This window comes from Streptomyces sp. NPDC054842, from assembly GCF_053611025.1.
Genome location: NZ_JBSGZN010000018.1, coordinates 35,449 through 49,298 on the forward strand (window position 1 = coordinate 35,449; position 13,850 = coordinate 49,298).

The window sequence follows — 13,850 nt, forward strand, 5'->3', positions numbered from 1 at the left end:
CAGAACACCCACGAGGAGGGCACATGACCGACCGGACCCCACGCACAGGCACCCGCCCGCCGAGACCCCGCCGCAGACGATGGCGGACGGCCGCGCTCGCCACCGCGCTGGCCACCGCCCTGCTGGGCGTCGCGGGACAGCTCTCGCCCCAGCCGGCCGCCGCCGCGGAAGCCCATGTCGACAACCCGTTCGCCGGCGCCACCTTCTACACCAACCCGGACTACACGGCCCTGGTGGGCACCTCCGCCGCGAAGACCTCCGACGCCACGCTCAAGGCGAAGATGCAGACGGTCGGGACCTACCCCACCGCGGTGTGGCTCGACCGGATCGCGGCGATCGGCGGCGGCACCGCCAACGGGGGCCGCAAGAGCCTGGCCGACCATCTCGACCTGGCGCTCGCCCAGAAGAAGCCCGGGCAGCCCGTCACCGCCACCTTCGTCGTCTACGACCTGCCCGGACGGGACTGCGCGGCCCTCGCCTCCAACGGCGAACTGCCCCTCACCCAGGCCGGACTGGACCGGTACAAGAGCGAATACATCGACGCCATCGCCGACGTCTTCGAGAACCCCAAGTACCAGGACGTCCGCATCACCACGGTCATCGAACCGGACGGCCTGCCGAACCTGGTCACCAACACCGCCGACGCCGAGTGCGCCCAGGCCAAGAGCAGCGGCATCCACGTCCAGGGCGTGCGGTACGCCCTGAACAAACTGCACGCCATCCCCAACGTCTACACCTACCTGGACTTCGCGCACTCAGGCTGGCTCGGCTGGGACAACAACCTCTCCCAGACCGTGCAGTTGTACACGGACGTCGCCAAGGGCACCACGGCGGGACTCGCGAGCGTCGACGGACTCATCACCAACGTCGCCAACTACACGCCCCTGGAAGAGCCGTTCCTCACCGACCCGGACAAGACCGTCGGCGGCACCATGGTCAAGTCCGCGAAGTTCTACGAGTGGAACGCGAACTTCGACGAGTCGGACTTCACCAAGAACGTGCACCGGGCGCTCGTGTCCGCCGGCTGGCCCACCTCGACGGGCATGGTCGTCGACACCTCCCGCAACGGCTGGGGCGGAGCGTCCCGGCCCGGCGCCGCGAGCACCAGCACCACCCTCGACACCTACGTCGGCGAGTCCAAGGCGGACCGCCGCACGCACCGCGGACTGTGGTGCAACGTCGCCGGCGCCGGGATCGGGCAGCGCCCCCAGGCGTCCCCGTCCGGCCACCCCGACTCCCATCTCGACGCGTTCCTGTGGGTGAAGCCACCGGGGGAGTCCGACGGCGCCAGCACCGACATCCCCAACGACGAGGGCAAGCGGCTGGACCCGATGTGCGACCCCACGTACACCGCGCCCAACGCCGGCAACAGCAAGACCGGTGCCCTGCCGGGCGCCCCGCTGGCCGGACACTGGTTCCACGACGCGTTCGCGATGCTGGTCGCCAACGGCTACCCGGCCGTGCCCGCGGACGGCGGCGGCACCCCGGGCGGCGACACCACCGCGCCCAGCGCCCCGACCGGCCTCAAAGCCACCGCGAAGACGGCGACGAGTGTGTCCCTGTCCTGGACGGCGTCCACCGACGACACCGGCGTGAGCGGCTACGACGTCTACCGCGACGGCACGAGGACCACCTCGTCGCCGGTGACCTCGACCACCTTCACCGACACCGGACTCGGCGCCGCCACCGCCTACAGCTACACCGTGCGCGCCCGTGACGCCGCCGGCAACGTCTCCGCGCCCTCCGGCGCCCTGAGCGTCACGACCGACCCCGGTGGCGGCGGTCCGGACCCCGCCGGCGGCCTCGCGGTCCGCTACCGGAACAGCGACACCTCGCCCACCGACAACGCGATCCGGCCCAGCCTGCGCATCGTCGACACCGGCGGCGACGCGGTCGACCTGACCAAGGTCACCGCCCGCTACTACTTCACCCGCGACGGCGGTTCCGCCACGGTCAACGCCTATTGCGACTACGCGGCAGTCGGCTGCTCCACCGTCCAGCTCAAGGTCGTGCCGCTGAGCACACCGGTCGCGGGAGCCGACGCCTATCTCGAAGTCGCCTTCAAGTCGGGCACGTTGGCGGCCGGCAAGGACACCGGCGACATCCAGCTGCGGATGGCCAAGTCCGACTGGTCGGCCTTCGACGAGGTCGGTGACTACAGCCGCGGCACGGCCACGTCCTACACCGACGCCCCGACGATCCCCGCCTACCTCGGCACCGTACGCGCCTGGGGCACCCCGCCCGCCTGACCCGCCCTGCTCCCCGCCCGTCCGGCCGGCACCCTCGCCGGACGGGCGGGGCTCCAAACACCGGCCGCAGCCGGCATCACGGCTCCCGGCACGCGGCACCCGATCTCGAACGACCCGAGTACGACCGGAAGGAGAGGACATGGCTCTACGCAGCACCGTTCTGTCGCGACGCGGCACCATTCTGTCGATGGCGGCCGCCTTCGCCACCCTGATCGCGGCGCTCGGCATGACCCTGCTGGGACAGGGCTCCGCCCAGGCACACGGGGTGGCGATGCTTCCCGGCTCGCGCACCTACCTGTGCTACCTGGACGCCCGGACGGGCAACGGAGCACTGGACCCGACGAATCCCGCGTGCCGGGACGCCGTCGCCGACAGCGGCACCACGCCGCTCTACAACTGGTTCGCCGTACTGGACTCCCAGGCGGGCGGCAGGGGCGCCGGCTACGTGCCGGACGGCACCCTGTGCAGCGCCGGCGACCGGTCCCCGTACGACTTCTCCGCCTACAACGCGGCCCGCTCCGACTGGCCGAGGACGCACCTCACCTCGGGCAAGACCCTCCAGGTGCAGTACAGCAACTGGGCCGCGCACCCGGGCTCGTTCCGGGTCTACCTGTCCAAGCCCGGCTGGTCGTCCACGTCCGAGCTGGGCTGGGACGACCTGGACCTGATCCAGACCGTCACCAATCCGTCCCAGCAGGGTTCGCCGGGCACCGACGGCGGCCATTACTCCTGGGACCTGAGCCTGCCCTCCGGGCGCTCGGGCAACGCCCTGATCTTCATCCAGTGGGTGCGGTCCGACAGCCAGGAGAACTTCTTCTCCTGCTCCGACATCGTCTTCGACGGCGGCAACGGAGAGGTGACCGGCATCAGGAACCCCGGCGGCACTCCGACCCCGACCCCCACTCCCACCCCGACCCCCACGCCGACCCCGACCCCGTCCGACCCGCACACCGGCTCGTGCATGGCCGTCTACAACGTCGTGAACTCCTGGAGCGGCGGCTTCCAGGCGTCCGTCGAGGTGATGAACCACGGTACGGAACCGCGCAACGGCTGGGCCGTGGCGTGGAAACCGGGCACGGGCACCAAGATCAGCAGCTTGTGGAACGGGTCCCTGTCCACCGCGAGCGACGGCACGGTCACGGTCAAGAACGTCGACCACAACCGGGTCATCGCCGCCGACGGCAGTGTCACCTTCGGCTTCACCGCCACCTCCACGGGCAACAACCTGCCCGCCGGCTCGATCGGCTGCGTGCCGGCCTAGCACCCGGCACGGACGGCGTGCCGGCCGCGGCGACCCACGGAGGTCCGCGGCCGGCACACGTTTTCATGACGACTCGTCAGTTGGGCTTCGGGAACGCGGAGTTGACCGGCGCCGCGGGTTCTTCCCGCACGCCTGCCCGTCGCGCAGGCGCCGCGCCCCCACCGGGAGAACGGCCGGTCCGCGGAACTGCTCAGAAGGCGTACCGAACGCGCAGCCAGGGGGCCCGCTCGGCGACCAGGTCGCGCAGACGCCGCACCGCGCGCGCCTTGATGTCGACGGCGTAGCGGACGTTCAGCGCGCCGTTCTCGGAGCGCTTGGCCTCCTGGAGGCCGGGCTGCCACAGGACGTCCTCGGCGCGGGGGTGCCATCCGAGGTTGACCTCGTGCAGCTCCCGGTTGTGCGTCAGCATGATCACCTCGGCGGCCGCCTGCCGCTTGACCCGGTCCGGCAGCACGTCGTCGAGATGCGTCAGCAGTTCCGACCACGCCTCCTCCCAGCCGGGGCGCACCACGACGGGGGAGAGGTTGAAGTGCACCTCGTAGCCCGCGTCCAGGAAGTCCGCGGCGGCGGCGATCCGCTCGGCGACGGGGGAGGTGCGCACGTCCAGCAGCCGGGAGTCCTCGGGAGGCATCACCGAGAAGCGGATACGGGTCCGGCCGCGCGGGTCCAGCCCCAGCAGGTCCGGATTGACGAACTTGGTCGCGAAGGACGCCTTGGCCGTCGGCCACTGCCGGAAGGCGTGCACGAGATCCGCGGTGTTGTCGCAGATCAGCGCGTCCACCGAGCAGTCGCCGTTCTCGCCGATGTCGTACACCCACGCCTCGGGGTCGCACTGGTTCGGCTCGGTCTTGGGACCCTGGCGTGCGATGTGCCGTCCGATGTGGGCGATGATCCGGTCGATGTTGGTGAAGACCGTGATCGGGTTGGCGTAGCCCTTGCGGCGGGGCACGTAGCAGTAGGCGCAGGCCATCGCGCAGCCGTTGGAGGCGCCCGGGGCGATCCAGTCGGCGGACCTGCCGTTGGGGCGCGTGGCCGGTGACTTCCGCTCGCCCAGCACGAGGGTCTCGCCCTTGACGCGCACCCAGCGCGCGACGTTGCCCTCGTTGCCGTGCAGTCCGGCGATGCGCCAGTGGGACTCGACCTCGACGAGACGCGCCTCGGGGAACCGGGCGATGATCTGCCGGCCGCGCGGGGAGGCGGCGGCCCCGGGCTCGGCGTGGATCTCCCGCACGGGAAGCAGGCGCCGCGCGGTGTCGGAGTCCCGGAAGGACGGCCGGTCGCCGCCCGGTGCCGCGGGCGCGGGGCCCAGGGCGTCGAGCCCGAACAGGGTGTCGGAGTCGTCGTCCGGGCTGGTGGACGGGTGGTGCATGGACGCTCCGGGGCGGATGGCGCGGGACGGGACCGGGTCAGAAAGGGACGAAACGCTTCTTCCACTGTACGGGGAGCCGGGGTGCGGGGGACGGGCAGCCCGGGGTGCGGGACGGGGTGGTTCCGGCGGTTCGGAGGCAAGGACGGGTGGCCCCGGCCGCCGGGGTCCACAGCCCGCCCCCGGCCGCCCGGGTCGGTCACCTGCCCGCCCTCCGTGCGACCGGCACCGGAGGGCGGGGGCGGGGGCGGGGCGGGTCAGCGGCCGGAGCGTTCCTGGAGGACGAGGAGGGCGATGTCGTCGGTACGGTGCTCGGTCGCCCGGGTCATGTCCAGCAGGTCGTCGATCAGCAGCTCCAGGTTCCCGTCGTCGGCCCGGGCGAGACGGCGGGCGAGCACGGCGAGGGACTCGTCGGGATCGACGCCCGGCGTCTCGACGAGACCGTCGGTGTACAGGACGAGCAGCATGCCGGGAGTGAGCGGGATCTCGGTCAGCGGGAAGACCGCGTCGGGGGCGATCCCGAGGAGCGGTCCGGGCGTAACGGGCACGGGCCGCGTGTCACCGCCGGGAAGGCGCAGCAGCGGCGGCGGGTGGCCCGCGGAGGCCAGCGTGACGCGTCGGGCGGCGAAGTCGAAGTGGGCGTAGAGGCAGCTGGTGAGCAGGTCGGGGGACAGTTCCGTCAGGAGCCGGTTGGTTCTGGCGAGGACCTGGTCGGGGGACGTGCCCAGGGTGGCGTGGGCGTAGACACCGGTGCGGACCTGGCCCATGAGGGCGGCGGCGGCGACGTTGTGGCCCTGGACGTCGCCGATGACGGCCGCGGCGGCGGAGTCACCGAGCCGGATCACGTCGTAGAAGTCCCCGCCGATGTCCATGCCCCGGGTCGCGGGCAGGTAGCGCGCGGCGACACGCGCCCCGGCCACCCGGGGCAGGGTACGCGGGAGCAGGGCCTCCTGGAGGCCGTGCGCGAGGTCCTGCTTGACGTCGTACAGGCGGGCACGGTCCAGGGCCTGGGCGATGAGCCCGGCGAGCGACGTCAGCACGGCGCGTTCCTCGGCCGGGAACGTGTGCGGACGGTCGTAGGACAGGATGCAGCACCCGACGGGCCGGCCGGAGATGATCAGCGGCAGGAACGCCCACGCCTCTTTGCCGCTGACCTGCGGCGCCTCCGGATACAGCCGCCGCATCTCCTGCGCGTCGGCGAAGAACGCGGGCGTGCCGGTGTCGATGGCCCGTCCGGCAGGGGTGAAGTCGGTGTCCAGGGGCAGGCCGTCGAGACGCGCGATGCTCTGCGCGGAGTAGCCGCGGTGACCGGTGATCCGAAGCCGGCCGGCATCGGCGGCGGACAGGACCAGGCCCTGGGCGCCGAACGCGGGCATGATCTGGTCGGCGACCAGGTCGATGACGTCCTGGACCCCGACCACCTCGGTCAGGGCGGCGGCCAGGTGGGTCAGCTGGTAGAGCCGCCCGGCGGGCGCGGGGGCGACGCTGCTCGCGGACCGGGCCGCCCCGGGGAGCGGCGGCGCCGGCGTGCCGGTCGGCACGATCCGGACGCTGATGCCGCTGGCGTCCGGATAGAGATGGAAGTCGAGCCACTGGTCGGGCGGGCGGCACGCGGTGAAGACGATGGGCTCGCGGCCGAGCACCGCGGCACGGTAGCGGTCCTCGTAGGCGGGGTCGTCGAGCCAGCGCAGGGACTGCCACGGCAGGGTCCCCAGCAGGCGGCTCGCCGGGCAGCCCAGCAGCTCGCTCGCACCGGAGCTGAGGTAGACGAAGCGGCCTCCCAGGTCCAGCGAGCAGCTCCCGCCGGGCAGGCGCTCCACGAAGTCCTCCGCGGCCGAGGCAGGGACGCCGGAGCGGTCGCCGTCCGCGGCGGGCACGACCCGGGGCTCGGCGCGCGGGGCCGGGGAGCGGCCCTGACCGGCGGCCTCCTCCAGCAGCCGGGCCAGCCGCCGGCAGCTGGACGCGATGTTGCCGCGCTCCCGCCCGGTCATGTACGGCGGACGGGTGGCCGGCCACATCAGCAGCAGCGCGCCCCACCGCCGGGCAGCCGTGACCGGCGCCGCGACCAGCGCCAGCGGGTAGGGAAGCACCATCGCGGTGCGCGGATAGGAGCGGGCCATCTCCTCCTGGCTGCCCACCCACACCATCCGCTCCTCGCGGACCGCGTCCGCCACGGGCGCCGGGGCGGCCGTCGCGACCCTCGCCCACGGCGCGGCGAACTCGGCCGGGGCCCCGGACAGCACGTCCAGCCACAGCACCTGCTCGTCCGGCGCGAGCAGGTACAGCGCGCCGAGGGAGGCGCCGGTCCGGCGCACGGTCTCCGCGAACTCGGCATCCAGTGCGCGCTCGGCGGCGGCCGGATCACCCACGCTGGTCACCAGGCACCTCCAGCCTCGCGGACGCCGCCCCGGACGGCTGCCACCTCAGGCACCCCGGACGCACCCGGAAGTCACCCCTTGGACGTTACGCCGCCGGGCAGCGGTCGGCACGTCGCTCCCGGCCCCGGCGCGCGACCGGGCCCTGTCGGCACCGCCCGGGGGTGGAGCGGCAGCCGGGCCGAGCCGCCGGAACGCGGTGCGCTTCGGCGGGTTCCACAGGGCCCATCGTGGTACTCGTGAAGGGAGGGAAGACCACGCCGCCCCGACGACACGTGCGCCGGGCAGCGGTGGCACCGGAGGTGTTCCTGCGGATGCCGGACTCCGTCGGCCATGGTGGCGCCGACGCCGATCGAGGGGCCGCGGGCCTTGCGCGAAGGAACACATGATGAACGCTGATGACATGTACGGCAGCAGGGACATCACGCAGTGGCTGCTGGACACCGACACCCTGGAGGAGTTCCTCCAGACGCTGGCCGACACCGCCCTGGAGCTGTCACGGGGAGAGGGCGTCGGGGTGACGGTCGAGGGCGACGGCAAGCCCGCCACGGTGGTGAGCGCGGGACCGGCGGCGCCCAAGCTGGACGAGAAGCAGTACGGCCGGGACGACGGCCCCTGTCTCCAGGCCCTGCGCACCGGCGAGGAGGTCGCGGTCGTCGACATGCTGCGGGAGAGCCGCTGGGGTGACTATCCCGCCTACGCCGCCGCGTGCGGGGTCCGCTCCTCCCTCTCGCTGCCGATCGCCGCCCACACCCGCACCGCGGGCGCGCTCAACCTGTACGGCGGCCCGCCCGACGCGTTCGCGGACACGGACCTCAGCGCCCTGCGGTCCCTCGCGGCCCAGGCCACCGGCGGCATCGCCGTGGCCCAGCGCCTCGCCGACACCCAGGAGTTCGCCGCACAGCTCCAGACCGCCATGCAGTCCCGCAGCGTCATCGACCAGGCCCTGGGCGTGATCATGGGCCAGCGCCGCTGCACCGCGGCCGAGGCGTTCGACACCCTGAGGTCCGCGTCCCAGCACCGCAACATCAAACTCCGCGAACTGTGCGCCGAGTTGATCACCAACATCACCGGAGCACCGCCCACGGAGCCGGAGTTCCGGCCACGCGGCTGACGAGGTGGGGTGGGGAGTGGGGCTTGTCCGAGTCGCCAGGAGGCGGCCTTGTGTTTCGGGCTTCGGCGTGGTGAGCGGGCCCGCTGCTCTCCGAGGGTGCCCGCGTGCGGTGGGCGCCGCCGCGGGCCGCGACACCCCCCTCTACAGCGGGCAAGTCGCGAAGGCGCCTGGCGGGCGCTACCGTCCGTCAGCATGACCACTGACGTCCTGAAGCGCCTGCGGGCCGACTTGCGGGAGCGGGCGGATGCCGGGGTCCGGGCGCAGCTGGTGCGGGTGCTCACCCCCGCGGACGACGACGAGCTGCTCGGCGTACGCGTCCCGCTGATGCGCGAACTCGCCAAGGAGAATCGGGAGTTGGCGCTGGAGGATGTGGACGTCCTGCTGCGCAGCCGGGTGCACGAGGAGCGGTTCACGGGTCTGCTGGTCCTCGCCGAGCGGGTACGCCGTGCCCGGGGCGCCGACCGGAAGCCCCTGGTCGACTTCTACCTCGACCGTACCGGCCGCGTGGACAACTGGGATCTCGTGGACGGTTCCGCGTACGTGGTGCTCGGACCGTGGCTCCTGGACGGGCCGCCCGAGGCTCTGGACGTGCTGGACGAACTCGCCGGGTCGGCCCGGCTGTGGGACCGCAGGATCGCCGTGGTGGCCACACTCGCGCTGATCCGGGCCGGCCGCTTCGAGCCGACGCTCGCCCTCGTCCTGAAGCTGCGCGGCGATCCCGAGCCGCTGATCCACAAGGCGTCCGGCTGGATGCTGCGGGAGATCGGCCGCCGGGACGAACCCCTGCTGGTGGACTTCCTCGGCCGGCACGCCCCCGAGCTGCCGCGGATCACCGTGCGGTACGCGACCGAACTCCTCACACCCGCCGCGCGGGCGCGCTTCGTCAGGACGCGATAGCGCGCGGCACCCGGGACGCGTCAGGTGCCGCGCTGGAGACCGACGACGACGGGGGCGGAGAAGGGGTCACCGCTCTGGTTGACCTGGACGTGCCCGGCGCCCAGCCACTCGTCGGTGCCCGGGATCCGGTGGATCTCCTCCAGCCACAGCGACTGGTTCGACTCCTTGCGGGCGCCGGTCGAGAGGGGCAGGCGGTGCCGCCCGATCTTCACGCAACGGCCGTCGTCGGTCAGATACCAATTGCCCTGGAGCAACAGGCCCTTGGCGTCCGCAGCCTTGGGAATCCGCCCGGCGCACCCACCGGGCGCCGGCTCCTCCTCGACCCACTTCGAGCCGTCCCAGCGCAGTTCGAGGAACTCCTCCGCGGGTTCGTTCTCGACCTCACCGTGGTTGAAGCTGTTGGTGCCGTACGCGCGCACCTCACCGTCGGCGAGCGCGAAGACGTCGCCGAGCCCGGCGCTGGGCTCGGGCGGGACCGGCTCCTCGAAGCGGGCCTGCGGAGTGTCCACCGACGTCCAGGCCCTGCCGTTCCAGTGCATCGACGCGGGCTGCCTGTACCGCTCGCCGTAACCGAGCTCGGTGCCCGGCCCCGTCGAGCGGCTACCGACCGCCCAGACGTCGGCGGGGCCGACCACCGCCAGGTCGGAGGCGTCGTGGGGGAGCCGGGTCGTGGTCCAGCGGGTGCCGTTCCAGTGCTGGGCGGACCGCTCACCCGCCAGGGCCCAGACGTCGTCCGGATCGACGCCTTCCAGCTCCCCGACCTGGCCCGTCGGCGGGTGGGGCACAGCGGACCAGTGAGTGCCGTCCCACTGCGCCCAGGAGTTCGCGTCGGTGGCGTCCTGGAGGTTCAGCGGCCGCAGCCACAGGGTCTCCTCGCCGATCTCTTCGAGTGCCGGCGGATAGGCACTGGCACCGAGCGCCTCGGGAAGCGGCTCACGCGTCCACTTCGCACCGTCGTAGTGCAGCAGGACCGGGGGCGACGGCCGGTCGTTCTCGCTGCCGACCGCCCATATGTCGTCCTCGGCCAGGGCGGCCACGTCGGTCAGCTTCCCGTTGAAGTCCGCGATGTGCTGGAACTCCCAGGTCAGGGCGCCCGCCGCCTTGGACGGAGGCTTCTCGCCGCCGGACCGGGTGGTGGGGGACTCGGCGGACCCGGAGTTCGTGCCGCAGCCGGCGGCCGTGAGGACCCCCGCCACGGCGGCGGCGGCGACCACCGCGCCCCGGCGTCCGATACCTCCGGACCGGAATCCCGCAGACCCGCGCATGATCGCTCCCCTCGCCGCATCCCCACCGGCCGCCATCCTCTCCCACCTCGGGCCCGCGTCCAGGCAGGGGGTGCGGGCACCTTCGGTGATGCGGTACACCAGAAGCACCACGCTGATGGCGAGCAACGGCCAGGAGACCCACGGAGTGCAACTGGCCCCGGCTGGGCAGACGTTCCCGACTCCTCCCGGGGACGGTCCGTGCGGACGTCCACCGAGCGGGACGAGTCGGTCCGGGAGGAGGCGCGTGGCTGCCGCGCGCCTGCCGACTCGCCCTTCACCGCTCCGCGGTGGTGAAGCGGGAGCGGTACAGGTCGCGGAGCAGGGCGACCTCCGCCATGTGGTGGATGAACTCCAGGTTGGCGCCCGACAGCACCGAGATGTAGGGGTCGTCGGGGTCGGAGCCGTACGGGTACTGCGAGAAGCCGACGGTGTCCAACTGCTCCTCGGTGACCGAACCGACGCTCTCGCGCCAGCGGTCGATCACCGACCAGAACCGGTCGAGCGCCACCGCCGCGGACGGACTGAAGTCGACGCCCAGCTTCGGCTCCTGCCGCCGCTCACCGAACGTCCACTCCCATCCGCCGGCGAAGTGGAAGTGCAGGTGTCCCAGCCGCCACGCGATCGTCGTGACCGGGGTCTCGTCGGGGTCCGGCTCACCGGTGTGGGCCAGGATCTGCTCGACCCGCTCGACGCCGACGCTCCAGTCCTCGGCGATCTTGGCGACGGTCATGCCGCCGGCGGCCTGCCGGGCGACCTCCGCGTACTCGTTCGCCGGGATGTCGGCGGCGCCCAGGTCGAGCACCCACTCACCCGGTCCGAACGCCCTGGGTGTCGTCGCCTCGCTCCGGGGCCGCACCGACCAGCACCCGGGCACCGGCTCCCACAGGTACTCCTCGTCACCGAGCCCCGCCAGCCGCACCTCGGCCATCTCGCGGGCACGGTCGAACTGGTCGAGCAGCAACCCCAGACGATCGGTCGTACGCCGTCGCTCCCCATGCCTGGCTCCTCGCCTCGTACCGCACCGCGCTCACGCGGAACGTAGCGCCCCACCTTCCGGCACGCGACCGATTAACTCGCACCCTCCATGGGGACGTTCGGCCGACGACGGCGTTCCTCGCGGCCGCGCCGTGCGAGGTCGCGCCTGCGGCGTACGAGCTCGCGGGCGGCCTCCGGCCACAGCGCGTGGTCGAAGGTGAAGCCCTCGGTCAGGAGACGGCCGGGGACGACGCGGCGGCTCTTCAGCAGGAGTTCGGTGTCCGAGCGCAGGACGAAGGCGCCCAGCTCGGCCATGGCCTTCGTCGCGGGCAGACCCACCGGCACACCCTGAGCCGCCCGCAGAGCCCGCATGAACTCCCCCTGGGGCAGCGGAGTCGGGGCCGCGAGGTTCACCGGCCCGTCGAGGTCCTCCCGGTCGATCAGGAACTCGACGGCACGCACGAAGTCGTGCTCGTGGATCCACGACACGTACTGCGCCCCGCCCGCGACCGGACCGCCGAGCCCGAGCCGCGCGAGCCACAGCAGGACGTCGAAGACACCGCCGCGATCAGGACTCATCACCATGGCCGAACGCAGGGCGACCTTGCGGGTGTGCGGCGTGCGCGCTTCCTCCTGTGCCCGTTCCCACGCCTTGGCGATGTCGACGCTGTACGCCCAATAGCCCGGTACGTCGGGTTCTGCGCCGCCGATCACACCGGTGGCCTCGTCGTTGGGCGCGTCGTGGCGATGGGCGTAGATGGTGGCGGTGCTCATCTGCAGCCACACCCGGGGCGGTCGTGCGGCCGCTTCGATCGCCTCGCCCACCACCCGGGCGGAGTTGACCCGCGAGTCCATCATCGCCCGCAGATTGACCGGCGTGTAGCGGCAACTGACGCTGCGGCCCGCCAGGTTGACGACGGCGTCGCTGCCGTCGATGGCGTCGGCCCAGGGACCGAGAGTCTCGCCGTCCCACTCGATCTCGCCCTCGCGCACCGGCCGCCGCGTCAGCACCAGGCCCTCATGGCCCGCGGCGGTCAGGGCACGCTTGAGAAGCGACCCCACCTGCCCGGTTCCCCCCGGTATCACGATCTTCATCGGTAACCCCCTCCTGGCGTTCACTCTAGTACGAGAAGTTGAACACGTTCAAAAGGGGGCGGCGGGAGGGGTGAGGCGGAGGGGGCGAGGGCAGGCATCCGGCGACCCATTGGCGTTCTGCGCGTCCGCGCGGGGGTGCGGCCGCGACGGTGACCGGCCGCAGGAGGGCCGGTGCGGGGCCGCTCGGAGGGCCGCTCGGAGGGCCGGACCGGGGCCGCGCGGGTGGCCGAGTGGCTCAGGCAGCGATCACTGAGGCGTAGAGCCGGCGGCGATCGGTGAGGCGCGGGGCCGGAGGCGCTCAGCGAAACGCGGAGCCGACAGCGCTCAATGAAACGCGGAGCCGACCGGCGCGCACCACGTTCTTGGGGCCGCCCCGGAGACGGGGAACGCCCTGAACAAGCCCGGCGTCCCGGTGAAGGGTCGCCCAGGCACGGATTCGCTCACGCACGGATTCGCTCACGCACCCTCTGGTGCGGCCCGGCGGACCAGACCCGCGGCCCGGAGGAGGTTCGCCCGGTCGTCGGCGCCGACCAGGTCGTCCGGCAGTGCGGTGATCAGCTCCGCGTGCCGGGCGAACACCGCCCTGCACTGTTCCCGTTCCGGGTGTTCGTCGTCGCTCCCGAAGAGCCGTACCGCGCGCTCGTCGCCCGCGTCGACCGGCAGCGCGAACTCGGCGGCGACGAGCAGGATGTCGAGCCGTGACTTCCTTACCGGGGCCTGCGGATCAGCCGCCAGGCGGAGCAGGAACGGCAGGGCCGCCGGCATCGCGGCACCGAGCGAGAAGACGCCGTCCATCAGCGCGTTGGTGAGGACCCGCACCGCGTCGGGTGCGGCCTCCTGGTCCAGCAGTCCCCGCAGCACCGCCGGTATCGCGGCGGGACATCCGGGGATGTCGGACCAGGCGACCTCGTCGCAGCCGCTCAGCGCGGGATGCCCGATCCCGGCCTCCTGGGCCCGCGGGTGGGCGAGCAGGAACTGAGCGACCTCGGCCTCCTTGGCCGCCAGATCCAGTACGCACATCCCTGTGTCCCTCCGCTGTGTCGCCCGCTTCGGCCATGCACGGCCCGCCACGGTTGGCACTCTCCCCACAGGGCGCCCCGCACGCAAGCACGGACATGTGCCGGCCTCGCCCATGGGGCTTTCCCGCACACGGATCGTGGGCCCCTGTCCTCATCCCGCTGGGACTTGCGCGTACCTCGCCGCCAACCGGCAGCAGCAGCGAGCGGGGCGCGGAGATGAGGACCCGGACCCGT

At 72.6% G+C, this 13,850-nt stretch carries 10 protein-coding genes; 4 read left to right on the forward strand and 6 right to left on the reverse strand.

From position 1 onward, the window contains the following. Positions 1-23 precede the first annotated feature (23 nt). Both ACWGIS_RS16465 and ACWGIS_RS16470 read left to right on the forward strand, forming a co-directional pair. Positions 24-2,249 (forward strand): glycoside hydrolase family 6 protein, encoded by a 2,226-nt coding sequence (locus ACWGIS_RS16465; protein ID WP_453363102.1) that lies wholly within the window; start codon positions 24-26, stop codon positions 2,247-2,249. Between the two features lie 139 nt (positions 2,250-2,388). Continuing rightward, on the forward strand, positions 2,389-3,510 hold the full coding sequence (locus ACWGIS_RS16470; protein WP_453363103.1) for a lytic polysaccharide monooxygenase: 1,122 nt from the start codon (positions 2,389-2,391) through the stop codon (positions 3,508-3,510). Between the two features lie 190 nt (positions 3,511-3,700). Here the strand turns inward: ACWGIS_RS16470 and ACWGIS_RS16475 are convergent, their stop codons facing one another. Together ACWGIS_RS16475 and ACWGIS_RS16480 are read right to left on the reverse strand one after the other, a co-directional pair. Further along, entirely contained in the window at positions 3,701-4,879 is a 1,179-nt protein-coding gene (locus ACWGIS_RS16475; protein WP_453363104.1) for a spore photoproduct lyase family protein, read from the reverse strand. A 254-nt stretch (positions 4,880-5,133) separates the two neighbouring features. Continuing rightward, on the reverse strand, positions 5,134-7,254 hold the full coding sequence (locus tag ACWGIS_RS16480) for a SpoIIE family protein phosphatase (protein WP_453363105.1): 2,121 nt from the start codon (positions 7,252-7,254) through the stop codon (positions 5,134-5,136). Positions 7,255-7,639: 385 nt separating this feature from the next. On the opposite strand from ACWGIS_RS16480, the gene ACWGIS_RS16485 reads away from it, so the two are divergent. Together ACWGIS_RS16485 and ACWGIS_RS16490 are read left to right on the forward strand one after the other, a co-directional pair. Further along, complete coding sequence (locus tag ACWGIS_RS16485; protein WP_453363182.1) at positions 7,640-8,365, forward strand: GAF and ANTAR domain-containing protein; 726 nt, start codon at positions 7,640-7,642, stop codon at positions 8,363-8,365. A gap of 192 nt (positions 8,366-8,557) precedes the next feature. Next, a complete protein-coding gene (locus ACWGIS_RS16490) occupies positions 8,558-9,262 on the forward strand; it encodes a DNA alkylation repair protein (protein ID WP_453363106.1) in 705 nt (234 codons plus the stop codon). A 20-nt stretch (positions 9,263-9,282) separates the two neighbouring features. Here ACWGIS_RS16490 and ACWGIS_RS16495 read toward each other — a convergent pair whose 3' ends face one another. The 4 genes from ACWGIS_RS16495 to ACWGIS_RS16510 all read right to left on the reverse strand — a co-directional run bounded on the left by ACWGIS_RS16495 (position 9,283) and on the right by ACWGIS_RS16510 (position 13,617). Beyond that, entirely contained in the window at positions 9,283-10,527 is a 1,245-nt protein-coding gene (locus ACWGIS_RS16495; protein WP_453363107.1) for a hypothetical protein, read from the reverse strand. A 274-nt stretch (positions 10,528-10,801) separates the two neighbouring features. Further along, the gene (locus ACWGIS_RS16500) at positions 10,802-11,455 is read right to left on the reverse strand and encodes a DinB family protein (protein ID WP_453363183.1); all 654 of its coding nucleotides are present in this window, start codon (positions 11,453-11,455) and stop codon (positions 10,802-10,804) included. A 140-nt stretch (positions 11,456-11,595) separates the two neighbouring features. Then, entirely contained in the window at positions 11,596-12,597 is a 1,002-nt protein-coding gene (locus ACWGIS_RS16505; RefSeq protein ID WP_453363108.1) for a DUF1731 domain-containing protein, read from the reverse strand. Positions 12,598-13,053: 456 nt separating this feature from the next. Then, positions 13,054-13,617, reverse strand: a complete 564-nt coding sequence (locus ACWGIS_RS16510; RefSeq protein ID WP_453363109.1) for a hypothetical protein — start codon at positions 13,615-13,617, stop codon at positions 13,054-13,056. Positions 13,618-13,850: the final 233 nt, after the last annotated feature.